This window comes from Marinomonas vaga, from assembly GCF_055388305.1.
The window spans coordinates 2,556,782-2,579,273 of record NZ_AP043903.1; the positions used below are offsets into that span (position 1 = coordinate 2,556,782).

Below are 22,492 nucleotides of genomic sequence, written 5' to 3' on the forward strand. Positions count from 1 at the left end.
ATGTTCTCAAGTGCGCAGCTATCCCATTGGTTAGAGCTTCCACTTCCTAACACATTAGAGCAGATAGAGTATCGGTCCTTAGAGACCGATTCTCGTTTAGTGGATCAGTATTCCGTCTTTATTGCCTTACCTGGCGTGACCTCAAATGGTTGGGACTACCTAGAGCAGGTGGCAGAGAAAGGTTGTACCTTAGCTTTGGTGCCTCAGGGTCTCCAGATTGTTCACGATAAAATTTCCATCATTGAAGTGGCAGGGCTGGAAGAGGTCTTGGGCGCGTTAGTGCGTCAAGTATATGGGCCAGCACCTGAGCATATTGTTGCCGTGACGGGGACCAATGGTAAATCGAGCACTTGTTTTTATATTGCTCAATTAGCCAATCAGATTGGTTTTAACAGTGCCATGGTGGGGACTTTCGGCATTGGTCCACTGGACCAATTGGAAGAAGCTAAACAAACTACTCCAGACCTTCTTACGTTACATAAGTTGCTATCAAAATTCGCTCAGCAAGGGATCGATTTTGTTGCCTTTGAGGCCTCATCCCATGCTCTAGATCAAAAGCGCCTTGCCGGTGTGCCTGTTACTACCGCAGTTTTCACAAATTTGACGCGGGACCATCTCGACTATCATGGCTCCATGGAGCAGTATGCGATGGCCAAAAGTAAGCTCTTTGGCTTTTCTGGGTTGCAGCGTTCCGTGATCTGTATTGACTCGGATTACGGGCAATATATGGCTGAAAAGAGTGTGGCTCCTGTGTGGACGTATTCCCAAGGGGCTGGTGCTGATTTCAGTGTTGTTAGTAAAAACTACCTGCAAACAGGGGTTCAGCTTGAGCTGTTGTTGTGTGGTGTCACTTATGAGGTTTTCTTGCCCTTGTTGGGTGGATTTAATGTTCAAAATGCTTTGGCGGCTTTGGCCTCGGTATGGCGTGTTGCGCCAAGTAAAGGGGAGCTGGTTGCTGCATTAGCGAATCTCAATGGCGCCCCAGGTAGAATGGAGCCAGTAAAAGTCACTAGCGCCCCTTTGGTGCTAGTGGATTATGCTCATACGTCGGATGCCCTTGATATGGCATTGTCTGCGGTGCGCGCCCATGTCCCAGGTCGTTTGATTTGTGTGTTTGGTTGCGGTGGTGATCGCGATAAAGGGAAGCGGCCTATGATGTTGCAGGCTGCCCAGCAATATGCAGATGAAGTTTGGGTAACCTCGGATAACCCTCGCTCAGAATCCCCCAAAGCAATTATTGATGAAGTGCTGAGTGGGCAAAATTTAGCTCTTTCTAAGCAGCTACATGTGGTTGTTGATCGCAGTGACGCGATCACTAAGGCAGTTGCAACTGCTCAACCTGAAGACATAGTTTTGATTGCTGGAAAGGGACATGAAACCTATCAGGAAGTGATGGGGGTTCGACATCATTTTGATGACAGAGAGGAAGCGCTTAAGGCGCTGAATGCTTATGTTAAACAGTCTTAAATTATCAGACATTGCTGCTCGTGCTGGTGGACGATTAGTCGGCCAAGATCAGCTTGTCACATCCGTTTCTACGGACACTCGGGAGGCGTTAGCGGGGGCTTTATTTGTAGCGCTAGTAGGTGACCGATTTAATGGCCATGCATTTATCGATCAGGCCGTTAAGCAAGGTGCTCTCGCGGTGTTGGTCAGTGAGCCATGCACAGTAGAACCGCGCATCGAGGTTCAAAACACCACTGAGGCTTATGGTGAGATTGGGCGTTTAAGTCGAGATGGTTTCACCTGTCCTGTTGTTGCTATCACTGGCAGTAACGGTAAAACCAGTGTGAAAGATTGGTTGGCTGATGTGTTATCAAACGAGGCTAAAGTACTCAAAACATTTAGTAATCTCAATAATCAGATTGGTGTGCCTAAGACTTTATTGAGTGCGTCTTCTGACGACAAGTTTGCCATCATTGAAGCGGGAACAAGTTTTCCAGGTGAGATTGAGCGATTAGGGCATGCCATCCATGGGGATGTGGTGGTGCTGACTAATGCCAGCGGAAGTCATTTACAGGGATTTGGGTCAATCCAAGGGATTGCCATTGAGAAAGGTAAGCTGATCGAGACGGCCAAGCCTGATGGGGTCATTATTCTGAATCTAGATGATGCGTCCTACCCATATTGGGAGTCTATCTTAGACGGGCGTGAATGCCTGACGTTTTCCGTTGAAAATACGGCTGCCACCCTTTATGCAAAATCAATTAAGGTATCTGCTGTAGGGTCTGAATTTGAGCTGGTATTCAAAGGGGCCAGTTACCCGATGAAATTAGACCGTCCCGGTCGCCATCATATTGCCAATGCTATGGCCGTGGCCCTTGCTATGGTTGGGCTGGGATACGATTTTTCTGATGTGGTTCAACGTATCGAGCATCCTGCTCAGGTCCCTGGTCGTATGGAGCAAATTGTAACAAAAAGTAAAGCTCTCATGATTAATGATTGTTACAATGCGAGCCCAAAATCTGTCGAGGCTGCCATTGATGTGGTGGCGCTGTTTGCTGACCAGCAAAAGTGGGTTGTTTTAGGAGCTTTAGGAGAATTGGGTGAGTTGGAGTCTTCCATTCATACCGGTCTTGGCAACTATGCAGCGGCAGCAGGTATTGACCGATTAATAACCATTGGCCCGATTGCTGAATTGGCAGCAAACGGGTTTGAACAGCACGGTGGGGCAGGTGTTGCCCATCGGTGTGAGACAAAGAGCGAGGCAACAGAGTTGTTGGCTTCGTTAAATTCAGACCATGTGATTTTGGTGAAGGGTTCACGCTCGGCCAAAATGGAAGACATTGTTAACGCGTTGAAAGACTAGGAACCCATTTAACCATGTTACTGCTCTTAACTGCCTATTTAAGTAAGTACGTTACTTTTTTTACAGTTTTTAATTATCTGTCGTTACGTGCCATTTTGGGTGTGCTGACGGCCTTGTTTATTTCGTTGATTGTTGGCGGAAAAGTGATTCGTCTGCTGCAGCGTCTGCAGATTGGTCAAGCTGTGCGAGATGATGGTCCTCAATCTCATCTTAGCAAAGCGGGGACTCCCACTATGGGGGGGGTCCTGATTATCTTTTCGATCACCATCAGTACTTTGCTTTGGGGCGATTTAACCAATGAATACGTATGGGTGACCTTATTAACTTTGGTGTCCTTTGGTGCCATTGGTTGGGTAGATGATTATCGCAAGGTGGTGGAGAAAAACTCTAAAGGCCTGCCTGCCAAGTGGAAGTACTTTTGGCAAAGTGTGTTTGGTCTGTCTGCTGCCTTGTATTTGTATGTAAGTGCTTCGACGCCTGCTGAAACAGAGCTGTTGATTCCGTTATTTAAAGATGCGGCCATTCCACTGGGTGTGTTTTTTGTGGTGCTAACCTACTTCGTTATTGTTGGTACCAGTAATGCGGTGAACTTGACTGACGGGTTGGATGGTTTGGCGATTTTGCCAACTGTGCTTGTTGGTGGTGCCCTAGGTTTATTTGCCTACCTCACAGGTAACGTTCGTTTTGCTGAGTACCTTTTGATCCCTTACGTGCAGGGTACCGGTGAGCTCATTGTCTTCTGTTCCGCATTAGTTGGGGCTGGGCTGGGCTTCCTTTGGTTCAACACTTATCCCGCTCAAGTGTTTATGGGTGATGTGGGTGCTTTGGCGCTGGGTGCTGCATTGGGTGTCATAGCGGTGATTGTGCGTCAAGAGTTGGTGTTGTTTATTATGGGGGGCGTCTTTGTAATGGAGACGGTGTCGGTCATTCTGCAGGTGGCTTCTTATAAACTCACGAAGCGACGAATCTTCCGTATGGCGCCAATCCATCACCATTTTGAGTTAAAAGGTTGGGCTGAGCCAAAAGTGATTGTCCGTTTCTGGATCATTACCGTGTGCTTGGTGTTGATTGGTATTGCGACCTTGAAGGTGAGATAAGAAATTATGTCTTTGATTTCGACCGATCGAGTACGTGCTGTCGTTGGACTTGGCCTGACCGGAGTGTCGACGGCTCGATTTCTGGCGCAACAAGGTTTGGATTTTTATGTGATCGACTCCCGTGACAATCCGCCGGGGTTAGATCAGGTGAAGCAATATTGTCCCAGTGATCGGATTTACACGGGGAGTCTCGAGGCACTTTTAACTCTCGGTGTAACTGAGTTATTTGTCAGCCCAGGCATCGCTTTGGCAACACCTATTTTGCAGCAGCTGGCTCAAGCGGGTGTGAAAATGCGTGGAGATGTTGACCTGTTTCGTGACTATGCAAATGGCAAGATCATTGCAATCACAGGATCTAATGCTAAGAGCACCGTGACGACCTTAGTAAATGAGTTGTTGTTGGCTCTAGGGAAGCGCTCTGTTGCGGGTGGCAATTTGGGTTTACCGGCTTTGGATCTGATTTCTGAAGAGGTGGATTATTATGTCCTTGAGTTGTCCAGTTTTCAGTTAGAAACCACCCATGCTTTAAAGGCGGATGTGGCTTGTCTGTTGAATGTCTCCGAAGATCATATGGATCGTTATGACGACTTGTATGCTTACCAACGTGCCAAACAGCGTATTTATCGTGGTTGTGAAGCGGCTGTGTGCAATAAGCAGGATATTCTGACCGCTCCTTTATTGGCTCAAAATACTCCCGTTCGTGCTTTTACCAAGGGTGTGCCGGATCTTAAAGAATTTGGTTTGCTTCGTGACAGCGACGGTATCTGGTTGAGTAAAGGGGTTAAACGTCTATTCAATGCTCAGGATGTAAAGCTAAAAGGCGAACACAATTATGCCAATATCTTGGCATCCTTGGCGATTTTGGATGTGCTTGGCTTGGACATTGAGGATGTTCGTGTACAGGGTGTATTGCGTGATTTTGGTGGCTTGCCTCATCGTTGTGAAACCGTTCGTGAGTTAAAGGATGTGGTGTACATCAATGACTCCAAAGGCACGAATGTAGGAGCGACGCTGGCAGCGTTAGAGGGGCTTGGCTCACCTCGAACACCAACCATTCATTTGATTGCTGGTGGCGTGGGAAAAGGGGCTGACTTCTCCCCATTGGCACCAGCCTTAGCAAAGTTTGTCAGTCATCTTTATGTTTTTGGTAAAGATGCCCAACACATCATCGACATCGTTCCTGAGGGCACTGCATACTCTCACCATGATAATTTGGAACAATGCATGGAAGCTCTGAAAAGCTATGTAAAACAAGGGGATGTGGTGCTTTTCTCACCTGCTTGTGCAAGTTTTGATCAGTATAAGAGTTTTGAGCATCGGGGCGATCATTTTAAAAAGTTGGTGGCAGCCCTATGAATTTGAAAGCGTTCTTTGAGCCTGTCTCTCTGAGTGAACTGCGTCATATCGATAACGTCTTTTTGGGGGCGGTGGCGTGTGTGATGATGCTTGGAATTGTTATGGTGTCGAGCGCTTCGGTTTTTTTGTCAGAAAGTAATTATGGGCATCCTTATTACTTTATGACCAGGCAGATTGTGTATTTGTTCATTGGCTTGGTGTTTGGCTATGTGATGCTCTCAGTGCCAACAGAGCGTTTGCAGCAATACAGTGTTTGGCTGATGGCCTTTTCTTTGTTGTTACTGGTACTGGTGCTGGTGCCGGGAATTGGTAAAACGGTAAACGGTAGTCGTCGTTGGATTAACTTGGTGGTATTTAACCTGCAGGCGTCAGAAGTGGCTAAGGTCTGTATGGTGGTATATGTCTCTGGTTATTTGGTGCGACGAGCAGATCGAGTAAGAGAAAAGTTAATTGGCTCAGGCATGCCAATGGTGGTGTCTTTCTTGTTTTTGGTATTCCTTTTGTTGGAGCCGGATTTTGGGGCATCGGTAGTGCTGGTAGGGACAGTGATAGCTCTTTTGTTTATTGCTGGAGCGCCGATTTATCAATTCATAGGTTTGGTTATTGCGGTAGTTGCGGCTTTGGGTTTGGTTGCTGTCTCCGAGAGTTACCGAATCAAGCGTCTGATGAACTTTGTCGACCCGTGGGCGGACCCATTTAATGATGGGTATCAGCTTTCCCAAGCATTAATTGCTTATGGGCGTGGTGAGTGGTTTGGACTTGGCTTGGGAAATAGTGTGCAGAAACTTGCCTATTTACCTGAAGCCCATACGGATTTTGTGTTCTCGGTTTGGGTTGAAGAAACGGGACTTCTTGGTGGTTTTTTGTTGCTGGCGGTGTTTGGCGTGCTAGTGAGTCGAGCCTTTAAAATCGGTCAGCGAGCCATGGGGCTTGGACGCTTTTTTCAAGGCTACATGAGTTTTGGCTTGGCAATTCTGATTTTGGCTCAAGTGATTATCAATGTTGGTGTGAATACAGGTTTTCTGCCAACTAAAGGCTTGACCTTGCCTTTGATTAGTTATGGCGGCAGTAGCCTCATTATTACCTTGGGCAGTCTGTTTGTTATCGCCCGGGTAGATATCGAGAATAGGCGTCTTGCCCAGGCAAAGCCGGAAGATAAAAAGCGTACAACTGCATCGGAAAAATTTGAGGAAATGAGCAGTGTCTAAACCTAAAAAAGTGATGCTAATGGCCGGTGGGACAGGTGGGCATATTTACCCTGCATTGGCTTGTGCTGAAAAATTTTTAGAGAAGGGAATGGACGTTGAATGGATCGGTTCTGCGGGCGGAATGGAAGAACGTATTGTTCCGCAGCATGATATTCCTTTGCACACTCTTTCAATCAAAGGTGTCCGTGGTAAAGGTCTGATGGGACTCGCATTGGCACCATTACGTATTGCCCATTCCGTTGGACAGGCTTTAGCAATATTACGCCGTTCAAAACCAGATTTAGTGTTAGGCATGGGGGGCTTTGTTGCCGGTCCCGGCGGTGTGGCAGCAAAACTTTTGCGTATCCCAGTGGTGGTTCATGAGCAAAATGCTGTCGGTGGCACTACTAATACCTTATTAAGTAAGGTGGCAAATGTCACCTTGCAAGCCTTTGATGGGGCTTTACCTAATGGGCTGACTGTCGGTAATCCAGTGCGCGGTGCCATTTTGAAACAAATGACGCGCAAGCCCCGGGAAGATAATGCTCGTCCACTGAGGTTGCTTGTGGTTGGTGGTAGTTTGGGGGCAAAAGCCATTAATGATCTGGTGCCTGAATTACTCGCAAATTGGTCAATGGATATACGTTTAGATGTGTGGCATCAAACGGGAGCCCGTAATATCGAAGCAGTTCAGGCAAGTTATTCTGCCTTGCATGTGGAAGCAAGAGTTGATGCTTACATCGAAGATATGAATCAGGCTTATTACTGGGCGGATGTGGTGTTGTGTCGCGCTGGTGCGATGACGGTGAGTGAGCTCGCGATTGCAGGGCTACCGTCTATTTTGGTGCCTTATCCCCATGCTATTGATGATCACCAAACAAAGAATGCTCAAGTGTTAGAGAGCGTAGGAGCAGCGTTTCTTGTGCCTCAACCGAAGCTGACTTTAAACGAATTAACGAATATTTTGACGTCTTGTGTGACTGAGCAAGACAAACTTATGAAGATGGCAGAGCAGGCGAAGACGGTTGCTCAGCCTGAGGCAACTCAAACCGTTGTCTCTCACTGTATAAGGTTAATGAAAAATGATTGAAGCCAAGTTTCAGTATGACATCCCTACCATGCGTCGAATTCAGAATATCCACTTTATTGGTGTGGGTGGTGTGGGTATGTCCGGTATCGCAGAAGTACTTAATAACCAAGGCTACTCGGTGAGTGGGTCAGACCTAAAAGGTTCTGCTGTCACGGAGCGCTTATCAGGCTTGGGTATTGAAATCTTTATTGGCCACCGAGAAGAGAATGTTAAAAACGCCCACGTTATTGTGGTGTCTAGTGCGATCAATGAAGAAAACCCCGAGATCAAATGGGGTAAAGAGCATCGTATTCCTATTGTGCGTCGTGCCGAAATGCTTGCTGAGTTGATGCGATACCGCCATGGCATAGCGGTCGCTGGGACCCATGGTAAGACCACTACAACCAGTTTGATGGCTTCTATTTTGGCTGCCACCGATGAGTCTCCTACATTTGTTATTGGTGGTCGCTTAACCAGTGCTGGGGCCAATGCCCAATTGGGTAGCAGTAAGTATTTGGTGGCAGAGGCAGACGAAAGTGATGCTTCGTTTCTGCATTTGCAGCCGCAAACTGTCATTGTTACCAATATTGACGAAGACCATATGGATACCTACAAGGGCGACTTTGAACAAGTAAAGCGTACCTTTGTTGAGTTTATTCATAACCTGCCGTTTTATGGCTTGGCAGTGTTGTGTGTTGATGATGAAAATGTTCGCTCTATTATGCCGGAGCTTAGTCGCCCTGTTTTAACCTATGGTATTGAGCAAGAAGCTGATTTCTACGCAACGGATATTAAGCAAACAGGTCGCTACTGTGAGTTTGTGGCGCATCTTCCTGAAGGTGAGAGTTTACCTATTCGATTACCCATGCCTGGGCGTCATAATGTGTTAAATGCGCTGGCTACTATCGCCGTTGCAACGGATTTAGGTGTATCTCCTCAAGCAATACAAGCCGGTCTAATGGGCTTTGAAGGCGTTGGTCGCCGCTTCCAAGAGCAGGGAGATTTGACTCTTCCTGAGGGTGGTAAGGTGATGTTTGTGGATGATTACGGTCATCACCCGAGTGAGGTAAGGGCAACCATTAAAGCGATTCGCGATGGATGGCCAGAGAAGCGTTTGGTGATGGTGTATCAGCCCCATCGTTACTCCCGCACACGGGACCTATACGAAGACTTCGTTAAGGTACTTTCTGATGTGGATGTGCTCTTGTTGCTGGATGTGTACTCTGCAGGTGAAACACCTATTAATGGCGCTGACAGTAAATCTATGTGCGGCAGCATTCGACAGCGTGGGACGATTGATCCTGTGCATGTGAGCAGTGAGGATGATTTACATAGTATTTTAGCCAATGTATTGCGCCCTGATGATCTTTTGATTACGCAAGGTGCGGGTGACATCGGGTCTATCTCGAAAAAGCTTGCGGCGGAGGGAATCTAACGTGTCTCTGTTAAAAGACCAAAAGATTGCTGTGATATATGGTGGCCGTTCTGCTGAGCGTGAAGTGTCTTTAGAGAGTGGTGCGCGAGTGGTGCAGGCTTTAAAGAATAAAGGCTACCAAGTAGAAGCGGTAGATTTATACCATGAAGGCCCTGACCAAGATGTGATTAAGCAGCTGCAAGCGGTAGCGTTTGATTTTGCTTTTATTGCCCTTCACGGTGGAGAGGGTGAAGACGGTCGTCTGCAAGCATTGCTGGATTTGATGGATAAGCCCTATACGGGAAGTCAGCCTTTAGCGTCCGGTTTTGCTATGGACAAAGCCTTAACTAAGCGCTACTGGCAGGGGATCGGAATCCCAACGCCAAAATACTTATGCTTTAGTCATAAACCGGATGTGGCGCAGATCAATAAAGAGATGACGTATCCCTTGATCATTAAGCCTTCCCGTGAAGGCTCAACCATTGGTATCAGCAAGGTAGATGGCCCAGAAGGCCTAGCTGAGGCTCTGCAAGACGCCCAGCGTTACGATTCTGATATTTTGGTCGAAGAGTTTGTTACCGGACCAGAATTTACGATTGCTGTGATCGGTGATCGTGCTTGGGCGCCGATTGGTTTGAAGCCTTCAGAAGAGCATGTTTTGTATGATTACAATGCTAAGTACGTGGCGAATGACACCCAGTATCTGTTGCCTTGTGGTTTGCCTTTTGAGCGGGAAGAAGAGTTAAAAGACCTAGCTTTGAAAGCTTATCAATCTTTGAATTGCGAAGATTGGGGGCGGGTAGATGTCATGATGACAGATTCTGGGGATTTTATGGTGTTAGAAGTGAACACTTCGCCTGGAATGACGTCTCATAGTCTGGTGCCAATGGCTGCGGCCCACGAGGGTGTCGACTATGACGAGTTGGTTGAGATGATAGCCCAGCTAGGTTGGCGTAGAGCCCAAGGGGTTAAATAAGTCGATGCGGATCGCTGCGTTAATAGGGGCTGTGTTGTTAATAGTGTTTGCCTTGTTTCAGGGGGACCCTGATCAAGTGGCAGCAGATGATCCCATGTTTGATGTACGTGTGGTCGAAATTGCTGGGGATCTGAAATACGCAGATCCGATAGCACTGCAGCAGTATTATGACCAGCTGTTAGGGGATGGTTTGTTCGACCGTTCTATGGCAGAGCTGACTCAGTTTGCCCAGCAACCAGAGTGGGTGGACAGGGCTAAGATTCGACGAGTTTGGCCCCACAGTATTCGTATTGAAGTGACCGAGCATCGGCCACTGGCTTTTTGGAATGAGAGGCAAGTTCTTACCGCTGAAGGGAAAGTGATTGCGCCAAAGAATCTGCCTGATTTGCCGCTTACGAGTCTAGTTGGTCCGGCAGACACAGAAACGGTAGTACTGGATCAATTTAGTTTGATCAGTCAAATGTTATCAACCTCTTCTCTAAAGGTTGTCAAGCTTGAATTAGAGGATCGTGGGGCTTGGGATATTTGGTTTGACAATGGGATTGGCGTAAAGCTCGGCAGAAACGATGTTTTGGATCGTTTAGGGCGGTTTGTAGCCGTGTATAAAAGCGATTTATCGGGTAGAATAGATCAAATTTCGTCTGTGGATGCAAGGTATCCCCATGGCGTTGCGGTCAAATGGAAATTGGAAGAGTAAGAGTTGGTCTGATTGTTGCTTTTTTAATCAGGCTTTTATTTGCAGTAAAAGGGGATAGGGTATCTCATGATTGTTGGATTGGACGTTGGCACATCGAAAGTCACCTGTATTGTAGGTGAGGTAGGTGTTGACGGTGGCATTGAAATAGTTGGGATCGGCACGCACTCTGCCAAGGGAATGAAGCGTGGTGTTGTGATCAATATTGAGTCTACAGTTCAGTCTATTCAACGCGCCGTGGAAGAAGCAGAGCTGATGGCTGGATGTAATATTCATTCTGTGTATGTGAGTGTGGCAGGAAGCCATATTCGCAGCCAAAATTCCCATGGCATTGTGGCAATCAAAGATGGTGAAGTGCAGGTGGAAGATGTAGATCGAGTGATCGATGCCGCCCAAGCTGTTCCTATTTCTTCTGATCAGCGTTTATTGCATGTGTTACCCCAAGAGTTTCATATAGATTCTCAGGAAGGTATTCGTGACCCATTAGGCATGTCTGGTGTCCGATTAGAGGCCAATGTGCATCTGATTTCTGGGGCTGCAAACGCAGTGATGAACGTAGAAAAATGTATCCGTCGATGTGGTTTAGGCGTTGACGGAGTGATTCTTTCTCAATTGGCATCAAGTCATGTGTGTCTGAGCGAAGATGAAAAAGATTTGGGTGTTTGCATTGTGGATATCGGTGCAGGCACATCTGATCTGGCTGTTTGGATTGATGGGGCTTTGCATCATACTGCAGTGGTTCCTGTTGCTGGCGACCAGGTCACCAATGATATCTCCATGGCGTTGCGCACGCCGACCGTTCATGCGGAGGAGATTAAGGTAAAATACGCTTGTGCAATGTCTAATCTGGCGTCATCGGATCAGATTATTGAAGTGCCAAGTGTGGGAGATCGCCAACCTCGTTCTATTTCTCGTCATGCTTTGGCGGAAGTGGTTGAGGCGCGATACGAAGAGATCTACCAAATGGTGCGTGATGAGCTGAACCGCAGTGGATTCGCCGAAAGAATTCCAGCGGGTATTGTCATTACTGGCGGTACGTCTCTGATGGAAGGTGCGGAGGCGTTGGCGGAGCGTATCTTTGATATGCCAGTTAGACTTGCAGCACCGATGCAGACTAAAGGGATTAGCGAAGTGGTCGATAATCCAAGTTATGCAACGAGTGTTGGGTTGTTGATGCATGCAGGTATGGATATGCCAGTACCTGAAGCAGCAGCACCAACTGCCCAAGTTAAGAAAACGCCAAAGAAAAAGTATTTGCCCGAGGTGGCGCAAGGTGAGGCCAAGCCTGCTTTCAGTCCAACGAAAGCGTGGCACAAGGTAAAAGATTGGTTTCAGAGTTATATTTAAGTCAGGAATGACAGCAGAGTTATAGGAGCTTGTAGCCCATGTCTATGAACGTATTTGATTTAGCCGAAGAAAATTTATCTGAAAATGCTGTCATCAAAGTAGTTGGTGTCGGTGGTGGTGGCGGTAACGCTGTCAAGCACATGCTGGAAAGCAATCTGGACGGCGTCGAGTTTATCTGTGCAAACACAGACTCGAAAGCACTGATTGGCTTGGACACAGGTATTACTTTGCAGTTGGGTACCACTGTCACTAAAGGCTTAGGTGCTGGTGCTAATCCAAGTGTAGGACGAGATTCTGCACTGGAAGATCAGGAGAAGATTACTGAGCTTTTGACTGGCGCAGATATGGTCTTCATTACCGCTGGTATGGGTGGCGGCACGGGCACAGGTGCAGCGCCTGTGATCGCAAAAGTTGCTCGCGAACTTGGTATCTTGACGGTCGCTGTGGTAACTAAGCCATTCCCATTCGAAGGGCGTCGTCGTGCTAAAGTGGCCGAAGAGGGTATTAAAGAGTTACGTGATAACGTGGACTCTCTGATCACAGTGCCAAACGAGCGTTTGCTTCCTGTATTAGGTAAAAACATTTCGTTATTGAAGGCTTTTGGTGAAGCGAACAACGTTTTGCTGAATGCGGTTCAAGGTATTACCGATTTGATCATGCGTCCAGGCCTGATCAACGTCGACTTTGCTGACGTACAAACGGTGATGAAAGAAATGGGTATGGCCATGATGGGATCTGGTTACGCAACGGGTGAAGATCGTGCTCGTGTAGCGGCGGAAGCGGCTATTCATAACCCATTGCTAGAAGATATTAACCTTAAAGGTGCCCGTGGTGTCTTGGTTAACATTACCGCGAACGATGAAGTGGGATTATCTGAGTTTAGTGAAGTGGGTAATATCATCGAGGAATACGCTTCTGAAGATGCGACTGTGGTGATTGGTTGTGCCATTGATCCGAACGTGGGTGATGAGATGCGTGTTACTGTGGTTGCAACTGGTTTGGAAGGTAAAGGTTCGTCTTCTCAAATGCAGTCCGCTGTGGGTTCTGGTGTGGTAAGCAGCTCTACTACAGTTCAACCTTCTGCACCTGTGGCAAAGCCAGAGGAAACACAGCAGGAGCGTGTTGCAATCAATGTTGTTCCTAAAGAAGAGCAAAAACCTGTTGTGGAGCAAAACGTGAGCCCAAAAGCGGCAGCGGAACCAGCGAAATCAGCTGAGTCTCAGGCGTCTGGGTCACAAAATAGTGAAGATAAATTGTCTTATTTGGACATTCCGGCCTTTTTACGCCGCCAAGCAGACTAATTTGAGTAAAAAATGCGCAGCTTTAGGGTTGGTTAATTGTAACTGAAGATGCGTATTGGTATTATTTATACATAATTTAACTGTCATCATATTGTAGGAAAGTAATGGTACGTCAGCGCACACTCAAGAACATTATTCGCGCTACCGGAGTAGGTTTGCACTCTGGCGAGAAAGTTTATCTTACGCTTAAACCAGCGCCTGTTAACACAGGTATTGTTTTTGTGCGTACAGATTTAGAACCTCATGTTGAAATTCATGGTGACGCTCGTGCAGTAGGCTCGACAAACTTTGCGACGGCCTTGTGCAATGGTGACGTGAAAGTAAGCACAGTTGAACATTTAATGTCTGCTATGGCGGGCTTAGGTGTTGATAATGCTTATGTTGAAGTTAGCTCAAGCGAAGTTCCGCTGATGGATGGCAGTGCGAGTCCTTTCGTATTCCTGCTGCAATCAGCTGGCATTGAAGAGCAAAATGCTCCGAAAAAATTCATTCGAATCAAAAAGCCGATTCGCGTTGAAGAAGAAGACAAATACGCCTCTTTAGAGCCGTTTTCTGGATTCCGTTTGTCTTTTACTATCGACTTTCAGCACCCTGCAATTGATGAAGATGTTCAGTTTACATCGGTTGATTTTTCTACAACGACTTTCGTTAAGGAAATCAGCCGAGCACGTACTTTTGGTTTTATGAAAGACCTTGAGTACTTCAAGAACAACAATCTTGCACGTGGTGCAAACATGGAAAACGCGGTGGTTCTTGACGACTACCGCGTTATGAACGACGAAGGTCTTCGTTACCGTGATGAGCTAGTACGCCATAAGGTATTGGATGCTATTGGTGATTTATACCTTCTTGGGCACAGTGTAATCGGTGAATACAAGGCGTATAAGTCTGGACACGGCTTGAATAACAAGTTGTTGTTGGAATTACTGCAAAACCAAGATGCTTGGGAATATGTCACATTTGAAGAAGATTCAGCCTTGAATCCTATCTCGTACGCAGAGTCTGCAGCCACTGCATAGACTTTGATCAATATTCCTAAAAAGCCAGACTATGTCTGGCTTTTTTCGTTTTTAAGACTTGATAACTCATGTTTTGTCGCAATCTACCATGATAGACTCTAATCACTCAAAAATTCTAAGTTGTGTATAAAAGATGCTAGGAACAGTCATTAAGAAAATCGTCGGTACTAAGAACGACCGCGAAGTGAAGCGTTACAGAAAAGCTGTCACGCAAATCAATAAGTTAGAAGAAAGTTTTATTCAGCTGTCAGATGACGACTTGATGGCTAAATCCAATGAGTTTCGGGAGCGTCTCGCTAAGGGCGAGTCACTAGACTCTCTTTTGCCAGAAGCTTTTGCAACAGTCCGTGAAGCCAGTAAGCGTGTCATGGGGATGCGTCATTTTGACGTGCAAATGATCGGCGGTATGGTGCTTCACGAAGGTCGAATCGCAGAGATGCGTACCGGTGAAGGTAAGACCCTAGTGGCGACCCTAGCGGTATATTTGAACGCCTTGGCGGGTAAAGGGGTTCACGTTGTAACGGTGAACGATTACTTGGCTACCCGTGACGCCAACTGGATGCGTCCATTGTACGAATACCTCGATATGAGTGTAGGCGTAGTGCATGCGGGCCAAGAGCGTGAGGCAAAACGCGCGGCTTATCTGTCTGATATCACTTATGGTACGAACAACGAATTTGGTTTTGACTACCTTCGAGACAACATGGTGTTCCGCTTGGAAGACCGTATGCAGCGTGAGCCAGCTTTTGCGGTAGTCGATGAGGTGGATTCCATCTTAATTGATGAAGCCCGTACACCACTGATTATTTCTGGTGCTGTTGAAGACAGTTCAGAGCAATACCGTAAGATCAATAAATTGGCTCCTTTACTTGTAAAACAAGAGGAAGAAGGCGAAGACGTTGGTCATTACACTTACGATGAGGCCCAAAAGAACGTTGAGTTAACTGAGAATGGGCACCAGTTCGTTGAGGCTTGGTTGGTAGAGCAAGGTATGCTGGAAGAGGGCGATAGTTTATACGCCGCCGGTAACTTGCAGTTATTGCATCATGTATACGCTTGTATGCGTGCGCACATTGTTTTCCAGAAGAACGTTGATTACGTTGTTCAGGGTGGTCAAGTGGTCATCGTAGATGAGCACACAGGTCGTACTATGGCCGGTCGACGTTGGTCTGAAGGTATTCACCAAGCGGTTGAGGCGAAAGAAGGTGTCGACATTCAAGCTGAGAGTCAGACTCTTGCTTCAACCACCTTCCAGAATTACTTCCGTTTGTATGAAAAACTGTCTGGTATGACGGGGACCGCCGATACGGAAGCCTTCGAATTCCAGCAGATTTACGGCTTAACTGTTGTGGTTATCCCAACCAATAATCCTGTTCAGCGTAAGGATTATAACGACCTTATTTTTATGTCTACGGCGGAAAAATTTGAGGCCATCGTAAAAGATATTGAAGATGTGGTGGCAGCAGGGCGTCCTGTGTTGGTGGGTACTGCGTCCATTGAATACTCGGAGATGTTGTCGAACTTCTTAGAGCAAAAAGGCGTTAAGCATAACGTTTTGAATGCTAAGCACCATGAGCGCGAAGCGGAAATCATTGCAGAAGCAGGTAGCGCCGGTGCGGTGACTATTGCAACCAACATGGCTGGTCGTGGTACAGACATAGTGCTAGGTGGTAACCAGGGTGTTGAGATTGCCAAGTTGGGCGAGAACGCTACACAAGAACAGATTGATGCAGTGAAAGCAGAGTGGCAGAAGCGCCATGAAGCCGTACTGGCTGCAGGCGGTTTGCATATCATTGGTACAGAGCGTCACGAATCTCGACGAATTGATAATCAGTTGCGTGGTCGTGCGGGTCGTCAAGGGGATGTGGGTTCTTCTCGCTTTTACTTATCTCTTGAAGACAACCTAATGCGTATCTTCATGTCTGAGCGTATCAAAAAGATGATGCAGGCTCTGGGTATGGAGAAAGGCGAAGCCATTGAGCACAAGATGGTGTCTAACGCGATCGAGAAAGCCCAGCGTAAAGTGGAAGGCCGTAACTTCGATATTCGTAAGCAGTTGCTCGAATACGATGATGTGGCTAACGATCAGCGTCAAGTTATCTACCGTCAGCGTTACGATATGATGGTGTCCGATGACTTGTCTGCGGCCGTGCAATCCATGCGTGAAGAAGTGGTGTCAGGTGTTATTGATGAATACATTCCACCGCAAAGTATCTTTGATATGTGGGATCTTGAGGGGCTAGAAGAGCGTATTCGTAACGACTTTGGTCTTGAAATTCCAGTTAAGGCTTGGGTAGAGGAAGACAAGAAACTTTACGAAGAGCCATTACGCGAGAAAATCTTGCAATTCTTTATTGACGACTATGTTGCTAAAGAAGCCGTAGCAGGTTCCGCTGCACTTCGTAACTTTGAAAAACAAGTGTTGTTGCAAGTGCTAGATACCCTTTGGAAAGAGCACCTGCAAACAATGGATATGTTGCGTCAAGGTATTCATTTGCGTGGTTATGCGCAAAAGAACCCGAAACAAGAATACAAGCGTGAAGCCTTTGAGTTGTTCCAAAACTTGCTAGAGCAAATTAAGTTTGACGTGATTCAAGTTATCACGCGAGTGAAGGTTCAATCTGAAGACGAAGCGAAGAAAATTGAAGAAGCCCGCCGTGAGCAAGAAGCAAAGACTCGTGTGACAACTAATGTTGCTGACGAGAATGCGGACAATGCTGCGCAAGGTGAGTCAGTGCCTCGAGTCGGTCGTAACGAGCCTTGTCCTTGTGGTTCTGGCAAAAAATACAAACAATGTCACGGTAGTTTAGTTTAAGAATTGGAGAGGCCGAGATGGCAGTAGGATTGAATGCTTTCCCTGAGATTCCTGAAATCAAAGGAATTCGTTTTGCCGCAATGGAAGCTGGAGTCAAAAAGCCAAATAAAAAAGACGTTGTGGTCTTTGAGTTGGCGGAAGGTTCTAGTGTTGCGGGTGTGTTTACACAAAATCAATTTTGCGCGGCGCCGGTTCGAGTGTGCCGAGAGCATCTAGGGAAGGCTTCTCCAAGATACTTGGTGATTAATACTGGTAATGCCAACGCTGGCACAGGTAAATCTGGTTATGGGAAGGCGATCCAGACGTGTGAAATCCTTGCTGAAAAAGCGGGGGTGACCACTGAGCAGGTGCTGCCATTCTCTACTGGCGTTATTGGTGAGCCCTTACCAGTTGAGAAAATCGTCGCTGTCTTGCCTGCTGCTCTGGAGTCATTGACGTCATCAAATTGGCGCAACACTGGTGTCGGCATTATGACCACAGATACTCTGCCTAAAGGTGCCTATCGCCAGATTACCCTTGGGGGTAAAACAGTGACCATTGGTGGTATTTCCAAAGGTGCCGGTATGATCCGACCTAACATGGCGACCATGTTGGGGTATGTGTTCACGGATGCGGCGGTTGACCAATCAGTGCTGCAAGCCTTGCTGAAAAGTACAACGAATAAGAGCTTTAATCGCATCACTATCGACAGTGATACTTCTACCAATGATTCCTGTATCGCTGTTGCGACAGGACAATCCGGCGCGCCTTTGATCTCTGATATTAATAGCGAAGCCGGTGCAGCCTTTGCGGAAGCCTTCTTGGCTGTCATGCAGGAATTGGCCCACGCTATTGTGCGTGATGGTGAGGGGGCAACCAAGTTTGTAACGGTTGAGGTGACAGGTGCAGCGGTGCAGTCTGATGCGACTAAGACAGCATTTGAAATTGCTCACTCTCCTTTGGTGAAGACAGCGCTTTTTGCTTCAGATCCAAACTGGGGTCGTATTCTTGCAGTAGTAGGCCGTGCTGGTGTCGAGACGTTGGATGTAGACCGTGTTTCTATACACATTAATGGCTGTGAAATTGTCCGTGATGGAGGTCGTTCTCCTGACTACACTGAAGAGGCTGGCCAAGCGGCCATGAATCCAGAGGAAATTCATATTCTTGTGGATCTTGGTGCAGGAGCTGAAGCTGATACGGTTTGGACTACAGACTTCTCCCATGACTATGTCACTATTAATGCTGAGTACCGTACCTAATGGTTATTAAAGTGGCGGCTGGGATTATTCTGCGAAGCGATCAGATATTCGTCGCGCTACGTTCTTCTAAGCAGCATCAGGGAGGCTGCTGGGAATTTCCTGGCGGTAAATGTGAGCCTGATGAAGAGCCAAGCTTAGCTTTGGCTCGAGAGCTTCAAGAAGAGTGTGGTATTGAGGTGGTGAAGGCATCACCTTTTCGGGTGATTCGCCATGATTACACTGATAAATCCGTCGAACTGCATTTTTATGAAGTGACCGATTTTATTGGTGAACCTTCCGGTAAAGAAGGTCAGGAGGTCGCTTGGGTCTCTTATGCTGGTCTATCAGACTTAACCTTTCCAGAGGCTAATGTACCCATTGTCGATGCTTTGTTGCAGAGACATCTAGGATAAGAAATAAAAAGGCAGCCAATTGGCTGCCTTTTTATTGGTCAATCTAGGATGTTGTGAAGTAAGCGCCTCAAGGTTTCTGGTTCAAATACCTTGTCGCAAATCGCATCGACCCCTTCTTGGGTGATATTCGCTAGCTGTGGCTGATCGGCGTTAGAGGCCACCATTAAAATGGGGATGTGCGCCAGATGTTCTGCGTGGCGAATGGTGTTAGCGAGCTCCTTACCGTCCATTTCTGGCATATTGTAGTCTGTAATGATCAGATCATACTCCCCATCATTAAGAAGCATGATGGCATCTTCCCCATTGGCCGCCACATCGATATTGATGATGCCCATGGTTTCAAGCACCCGAGTGATGTGTTTTTGTGCTAGTTTGCTGTCATCCACTAATAGCACTTGCATCTCGTGAGGGTCCAGCAGCTCTAGCTCAATCTCTTGTTCGATCGTTAAATCCAGCGTGGCATTGATTGCTCGTCTCAGGTCACGCATGCTGAAAGGTTTGGGAAGCATGGCAATGACGCCTGCTTGGCGAAGGGTCTCTAGTTGCGCGCGATTGCGTTCACTGGAAACCAGCATAAACTGGATGTGCTCGGTTTCAGGGTGTTGCTTTATGAGAGTGATCAGTTTCTCAGCGGTGCCATCTGGTAGGTACATGGCAGAGACAATCAAATCAGGGGCATTTTCTTTTATGGAATAAAGTGCGGATTTGATGGAGTCAGCGAAATAGAGATGGCGAATGCCGGCTTCTTCTAACGCGATACGGATGATCTTTTGTTGTGTCGAAGAAGGCTCCACTAATAATAGGGACAGCTCTTCTGAAGACGGCATTAGTTCCATACTACCCTCGAATGCTAAACAAGTTATACTTACCCAAATGTAACACAGGATTTTCCATGTGTGTTTATAACAAATAGATTCAGAGGTTTATTATGGCCACAGCAAGTGCTTGCCACATTTTAGTGAAAACCAAAGGCGAGGCTGAGCAGCTGAAAGAGAAACTTGATAAAGGGGCAGACTTTCATCAACTTGCGAAAAAGCATTCCACGTGCCCATCTGGTAAAAAGGGTGGTGATTTAGGGGAGTTTCGCAAAGGGGATATGGTTGCTGCCTTTGATAAGGCTGTCTTTACGGGGCCGTTATTAAAAATTCAAGGGCCAGTGAAAACCAAGTTTGGCTTTCACCTGATTAAAGTACTTTATCGATCGTAATTAGGATTTAGGATTATGACAATTACAGCGTTAACTGAAAGCTACAGTGTGTCTCCGCAAATCACTCTTCAAGACATTGATATGTTGAAGTCTCAGGGAGTGGAAGTGGTGATCAATAATCGCCCTGATGGTGAAACGGAAGATCAACCAACCAGTGCGCAGATGAAAGAAGCCGTTGAGGCGGCAGGTCTGGAATATGTTTTCAATCCTGTTGATTTGAAAGCTCTGTCGGAAAAAGAGGTTCAAGCTCAAGCGGCACAGATTGATTCAGGAAAACAGGTGTTTTCATACTGTCGAACAGGTACTCGTTCTTCTGTCCTTTGGGTGCTAGCGAATCAGGGGCATCTTGCATCTTTTGATGAGTTGGTCGACCAGGTTCAAGCCAAAGGGTTTGATCTAGGACGTTGCATGCCGGCAATGGCCCCTTTGAAACGTTAATTCCATATGAAAGTTTTCAAATGCCCGCCCTGTGCGGGCTTTTTTGTTGTTAAAGCGACGCTTGTGTCCAGTTATGGTAGGTCAGGGGAGTTTATTTTAGTAAACTTAGGGAGCGTATAGGAGAACTCTACATGGTAAGTCGACCCTCATTGGAAACCGCGACAGCTTCCGATCCTGATAAGTTTGTTGAACCGCTTGAGCTTGGTAAGCGAGTTAAAGAGATTCGTTTAACGAAAGGTTGGACATTAGAAGAAGTGAGCAAGCGCACAGGAATTGCTCGTTCTACTCTTTCGAAAATAGAAAACGATCAAGTATCACCAAGTTTTGCTATTGTGCAGAAATTGATTCATGGCTTGGAAATGGATTTGCCGCAATTGTTTGTGGAAACGAAAGAGCATTCCATAGCGGGGCGTAGAGATGTCACCAAAGCTGGTGAGGGTGAGCCTCATCCCACTGCCACGTATGAGCATGAGTTACTCAGTTTCTCCATCAGCCGTAAAAAAATGGTGCCCTTTAAAACCATTGTTAGAGCCAGAAACTTTAACGAATTTAAAGAATGGGTTCGTCACGATGGGGAAGAGTTCTTATTGGTGTTATCAGGATCGGTAATTTTTTATTCTGAATTTTATGAGCCTGTCGATCTAAATGAAGGGGATAGTGTGTATTATGATGCAGCCATGGGTCACGCTGTGATTTCTACTTCATCTGAAGATGCCCAAATTTTATGGGTGGTCGCACGCTAGAACCTAAGGGAAATGCTAAAAGTATAGAGAGGATATATGTCGAATTCATGGGACATTAAGAGTTGGCGTCATAAGCCAGCTTTACAACAGCCTGAATACCCTGATCAGAATGCGTTAGCGGGAGTCGAAAGTGTATTAGGGCAAATGCCTCCACTTGTTTTCGCTGGTGAAGCACGTCAGTTGCGTGCTGACCTCGCTGAGGTGGCAAAAGGCAAAGCATTTTTGTTGCAAGGTGGCGATTGTGCAGAGAGCTTCGCTGAGTTTTCAGCCAACAATATTCGCGACACCTTTAAGGTAATGTTGCAGATGGCGGCTGTTATGACTTATGCCGCTAAGTGTCCAGTGGTTAAAGTTGGGCGCATGGCGGGACAGTTTGCTAAGCCTCGTTCCGCTGGTACGGAAATCATTGATGGTGTTGAGTTGCCAAGTTATCGCGGCGATATCATCAATGGTATCGAATTTGAAACCGGTGCTCGGGTGCCAGATCCAGAGCGATTGGTGCGCGTATACAATCAAAGTGCCGCAACCATGAACTTGCTTCGAGCATTTGCCCAAGGTGGTTTTGCAGACCTCCATCAGGTGCATAAATGGAACTTGGATTTCATTCAAAGTAGTCCGGCAGGTGAGCGTTACCACGCGATTGCAAACCGCATTGACGATGCGCTTCAGTTTATGGAGGCCTGTGGCATTGGTGCCAGTGCTTCTCAATTGCGTGAGACCTCATTTTACACCTCTCATGAAGCTCTTTTGTTGCCCTATGAAGAAGCTTTGACCCGTCAGGATAGTTTGACGGGAGGCTGGTATGACTGTTCTGCTCATATGTTATGGATTGGTGACCGAACCCGCCAACTAGACGGTGCTCATGTGGAGTTTTTGCGTGGGGTTAATAACCCTATTGGTGTAAAAGCTGGGCCTTCTATGGATCCTGAGGATCTAGTGCGTTTGTGTGATGTGCTGAACCCGAAAAACGAAGAAGGGCGGTTAAACGTCATTGTTCGTATGGGGGCTGACAAGGTTGCGGACGGTATGCCTAAATTGATCCAAGCGGTTGAGCGCGAAGGTAAGAAGGTGGTCTGGAGCAGTGACCCAATGCATGGCAATACTGTGAAAGCCAGTACTGGCTATAAAACTCGCAAAGTAGACGATGTTTTGCGCGAAGTGCAGCAATTCTTTGAAGTGCATAAGTCTGAAGGTACCTATGCTGGCGGCGTGCATTTCGAGATGACAGGTCAAAATGTGACAGAGTGTGTCGGGGGAGCCTTCCAAGTGACAGAGGCGGATCTTGCTGATCGTTACCACACCCATTGTGATCCTCGTTTGAATGCAGATCAATCTCTTGAGTTGGCCTTTATGATTTCTGAGACATTGCGCAAAGCAGCTCAGTAATATG

20 protein-coding genes are annotated in these 22,492 nt (G+C 46.8%); 19 read left to right on the top strand and 1 reads right to left on the bottom strand.

Annotated features, from left to right (window positions below):
- The 15 genes from ACZ5DR_RS11990 to mutT all read left to right on the top strand — a co-directional run bounded on the left by ACZ5DR_RS11990 (position 1) and on the right by mutT (position 18,714).
- A complete protein-coding gene (locus tag ACZ5DR_RS11990; protein WP_377369654.1) occupies positions 1-1,467 on the top strand; it encodes a UDP-N-acetylmuramoyl-L-alanyl-D-glutamate--2,6-diaminopimelate ligase in 1,467 nt (488 codons plus the stop codon).
- Positions 1,451-2,809, top strand: coding sequence for a UDP-N-acetylmuramoyl-tripeptide--D-alanyl-D-alanine ligase (locus ACZ5DR_RS11995; RefSeq protein ID WP_377369656.1), 1,359 nt, complete (start codon positions 1,451-1,453; stop codon positions 2,807-2,809). Before ACZ5DR_RS11990 ends, ACZ5DR_RS11995 begins: the two co-directional genes overlap by 17 nt.
- Before the next feature lie 14 nt (positions 2,810-2,823).
- Complete coding sequence (mraY, locus tag ACZ5DR_RS12000; protein ID WP_377369658.1) at positions 2,824-3,906, top strand: phospho-N-acetylmuramoyl-pentapeptide-transferase; 1,083 nt, start codon at positions 2,824-2,826, stop codon at positions 3,904-3,906.
- A 6-nt stretch (positions 3,907-3,912) separates the two neighbouring features.
- Positions 3,913-5,262: a UDP-N-acetylmuramoyl-L-alanine--D-glutamate ligase gene (murD, locus tag ACZ5DR_RS12005; RefSeq protein ID WP_377369660.1), complete on the top strand. Its 1,350-nt coding sequence runs from the start codon at positions 3,913-3,915 to the stop codon at positions 5,260-5,262.
- Positions 5,259-6,470 carry a putative lipid II flippase FtsW gene (gene ftsW / locus ACZ5DR_RS12010; RefSeq protein ID WP_377369662.1) on the top strand — a complete coding sequence of 404 codons (1,212 nt, stop codon included), beginning with the start codon at positions 5,259-5,261 and terminating at the stop codon, positions 6,468-6,470. The genes murD and ftsW overlap by 4 nt, the downstream gene beginning before the upstream one ends.
- Entirely contained in the window at positions 6,463-7,539 is a 1,077-nt protein-coding gene (gene murG / locus ACZ5DR_RS12015) for an undecaprenyldiphospho-muramoylpentapeptide beta-N-acetylglucosaminyltransferase (protein WP_377369664.1), read from the top strand. Before ftsW ends, murG begins: the two co-directional genes overlap by 8 nt.
- Complete coding sequence (gene murC / locus ACZ5DR_RS12020; protein WP_377369666.1) at positions 7,532-8,953, top strand: UDP-N-acetylmuramate--L-alanine ligase; 1,422 nt, start codon at positions 7,532-7,534, stop codon at positions 8,951-8,953. The genes murG and murC overlap by 8 nt, the downstream gene beginning before the upstream one ends.
- A 1-nt stretch (position 8,954) precedes the next feature.
- Positions 8,955-9,908, top strand: a complete 954-nt coding sequence (locus ACZ5DR_RS12025; RefSeq protein ID WP_377369668.1) for a D-alanine--D-alanine ligase — start codon at positions 8,955-8,957, stop codon at positions 9,906-9,908.
- A 31-nt stretch (positions 9,909-9,939) separates the two neighbouring features.
- Complete coding sequence (locus tag ACZ5DR_RS12030) at positions 9,940-10,605, top strand: cell division protein FtsQ/DivIB (protein ID WP_464543920.1); 666 nt, start codon at positions 9,940-9,942, stop codon at positions 10,603-10,605.
- Positions 10,606-10,671: 66 nt separating this feature from the next.
- Entirely contained in the window at positions 10,672-11,949 is a 1,278-nt protein-coding gene (ftsA, locus tag ACZ5DR_RS12035) for a cell division protein FtsA (RefSeq protein ID WP_377369672.1), read from the top strand.
- A 44-nt stretch (positions 11,950-11,993) separates the two neighbouring features.
- On the top strand, positions 11,994-13,250 hold the full coding sequence (gene ftsZ, locus ACZ5DR_RS12040; protein WP_377369994.1) for a cell division protein FtsZ: 1,257 nt from the start codon (positions 11,994-11,996) through the stop codon (positions 13,248-13,250).
- A 104-nt stretch (positions 13,251-13,354) separates the two neighbouring features.
- Positions 13,355-14,269 (top strand): UDP-3-O-acyl-N-acetylglucosamine deacetylase, encoded by a 915-nt coding sequence (gene lpxC / locus ACZ5DR_RS12045; protein WP_377369674.1) that lies wholly within the window; start codon positions 13,355-13,357, stop codon positions 14,267-14,269.
- Positions 14,270-14,402: 133 nt separating this feature from the next.
- Entirely contained in the window at positions 14,403-17,084 is a 2,682-nt protein-coding gene (gene secA / locus ACZ5DR_RS12050; RefSeq protein WP_377369676.1) for a preprotein translocase subunit SecA, read from the top strand.
- 17 nt (positions 17,085-17,101) lie between these two features.
- Positions 17,102-18,322 carry a bifunctional glutamate N-acetyltransferase/amino-acid acetyltransferase ArgJ gene (gene argJ, locus ACZ5DR_RS12055; protein WP_377369678.1) on the top strand — a complete coding sequence of 407 codons (1,221 nt, stop codon included), beginning with the start codon at positions 17,102-17,104 and terminating at the stop codon, positions 18,320-18,322.
- Entirely contained in the window at positions 18,322-18,714 is a 393-nt protein-coding gene (mutT, locus tag ACZ5DR_RS12060; protein WP_377369680.1) for an 8-oxo-dGTP diphosphatase MutT, read from the top strand. The genes argJ and mutT overlap by 1 nt, the downstream gene beginning before the upstream one ends.
- Before the next feature lie 38 nt (positions 18,715-18,752).
- Here mutT and ACZ5DR_RS12065 read toward each other — a convergent pair whose 3' ends face one another.
- Positions 18,753-19,550: a response regulator gene (locus ACZ5DR_RS12065; RefSeq protein WP_377369682.1), complete on the bottom strand. Its 798-nt coding sequence runs from the start codon at positions 19,548-19,550 to the stop codon at positions 18,753-18,755.
- 92 nt (positions 19,551-19,642) lie between these two features.
- Here ACZ5DR_RS12065 and ppiC point away from each other — a divergent pair, with 92 nt between their 5' ends.
- The 4 genes from ppiC (at position 19,643) to ACZ5DR_RS12085 (ending at position 22,488) form a co-directional block, all read left to right on the top strand.
- Positions 19,643-19,921: a peptidylprolyl isomerase PpiC gene (gene ppiC / locus ACZ5DR_RS12070; RefSeq protein WP_377369684.1), complete on the top strand. Its 279-nt coding sequence runs from the start codon at positions 19,643-19,645 to the stop codon at positions 19,919-19,921.
- A gap of 15 nt (positions 19,922-19,936) precedes the next feature.
- On the top strand, positions 19,937-20,359 hold the full coding sequence (locus ACZ5DR_RS12075) for a protein tyrosine phosphatase family protein (protein WP_377369686.1): 423 nt from the start codon (positions 19,937-19,939) through the stop codon (positions 20,357-20,359).
- Positions 20,360-20,490: 131 nt separating this feature from the next.
- Positions 20,491-21,102 carry a helix-turn-helix domain-containing protein gene (locus ACZ5DR_RS12080; protein WP_377369688.1) on the top strand — a complete coding sequence of 204 codons (612 nt, stop codon included), beginning with the start codon at positions 20,491-20,493 and terminating at the stop codon, positions 21,100-21,102.
- 36 nt (positions 21,103-21,138) lie between these two features.
- Positions 21,139-22,488, top strand: coding sequence for a class II 3-deoxy-7-phosphoheptulonate synthase (locus ACZ5DR_RS12085; RefSeq protein WP_377369690.1), 1,350 nt, complete (start codon positions 21,139-21,141; stop codon positions 22,486-22,488).
- The last annotated feature ends 4 nt before the right edge of the window (positions 22,489-22,492 follow it).

What these genes read in the sequence shown, in the direction of transcription:
- ACZ5DR_RS11990 (WP_377369654.1), top strand. Translation starts at nt 1, where the DNA reads ATGTTCTCAAGTGCGCAGCTATCCCATTGGTTAGAGCTTCCACTTCCT.
- ACZ5DR_RS11995 (WP_377369656.1), top strand. Translation starts at nt 1,451, where the DNA reads ATGTTAAACAGTCTTAAATTATCAGACATTGCTGCTCGTGCTGGTGGA.
- mraY (WP_377369658.1), top strand. Translation starts at nt 2,824, where the DNA reads ATGTTACTGCTCTTAACTGCCTATTTAAGTAAGTACGTTACTTTTTTT.
- murD (WP_377369660.1), top strand. Translation starts at nt 3,913, where the DNA reads ATGTCTTTGATTTCGACCGATCGAGTACGTGCTGTCGTTGGACTTGGC.
- ftsW (WP_377369662.1), top strand. Translation starts at nt 5,259, where the DNA reads ATGAATTTGAAAGCGTTCTTTGAGCCTGTCTCTCTGAGTGAACTGCGT.
- murC (WP_377369666.1), top strand. Translation starts at nt 7,532, where the DNA reads ATGATTGAAGCCAAGTTTCAGTATGACATCCCTACCATGCGTCGAATT.
- ftsA (WP_377369672.1), top strand. Translation starts at nt 10,672, where the DNA reads ATGATTGTTGGATTGGACGTTGGCACATCGAAAGTCACCTGTATTGTA.
- ftsZ (WP_377369994.1), top strand. Translation starts at nt 11,994, where the DNA reads ATGAACGTATTTGATTTAGCCGAAGAAAATTTATCTGAAAATGCTGTC.
- lpxC (WP_377369674.1), top strand. Translation starts at nt 13,355, where the DNA reads ATGGTACGTCAGCGCACACTCAAGAACATTATTCGCGCTACCGGAGTA.
- secA (WP_377369676.1), top strand. Translation starts at nt 14,403, where the DNA reads ATGCTAGGAACAGTCATTAAGAAAATCGTCGGTACTAAGAACGACCGC.
- argJ (WP_377369678.1), top strand. Translation starts at nt 17,102, where the DNA reads ATGGCAGTAGGATTGAATGCTTTCCCTGAGATTCCTGAAATCAAAGGA.
- mutT (WP_377369680.1), top strand. Translation starts at nt 18,322, where the DNA reads ATGGTTATTAAAGTGGCGGCTGGGATTATTCTGCGAAGCGATCAGATA.
- ACZ5DR_RS12065 (WP_377369682.1), bottom strand. Translation starts at nt 19,550, where the DNA reads ATGGAACTAATGCCGTCTTCAGAAGAGCTGTCCCTATTATTAGTGGAG.
- ppiC (WP_377369684.1), top strand. Translation starts at nt 19,643, where the DNA reads ATGGCCACAGCAAGTGCTTGCCACATTTTAGTGAAAACCAAAGGCGAG.
- ACZ5DR_RS12075 (WP_377369686.1), top strand. Translation starts at nt 19,937, where the DNA reads ATGACAATTACAGCGTTAACTGAAAGCTACAGTGTGTCTCCGCAAATC.
- ACZ5DR_RS12080 (WP_377369688.1), top strand. Translation starts at nt 20,491, where the DNA reads ATGGTAAGTCGACCCTCATTGGAAACCGCGACAGCTTCCGATCCTGAT.
- ACZ5DR_RS12085 (WP_377369690.1), top strand. Translation starts at nt 21,139, where the DNA reads ATGTCGAATTCATGGGACATTAAGAGTTGGCGTCATAAGCCAGCTTTA.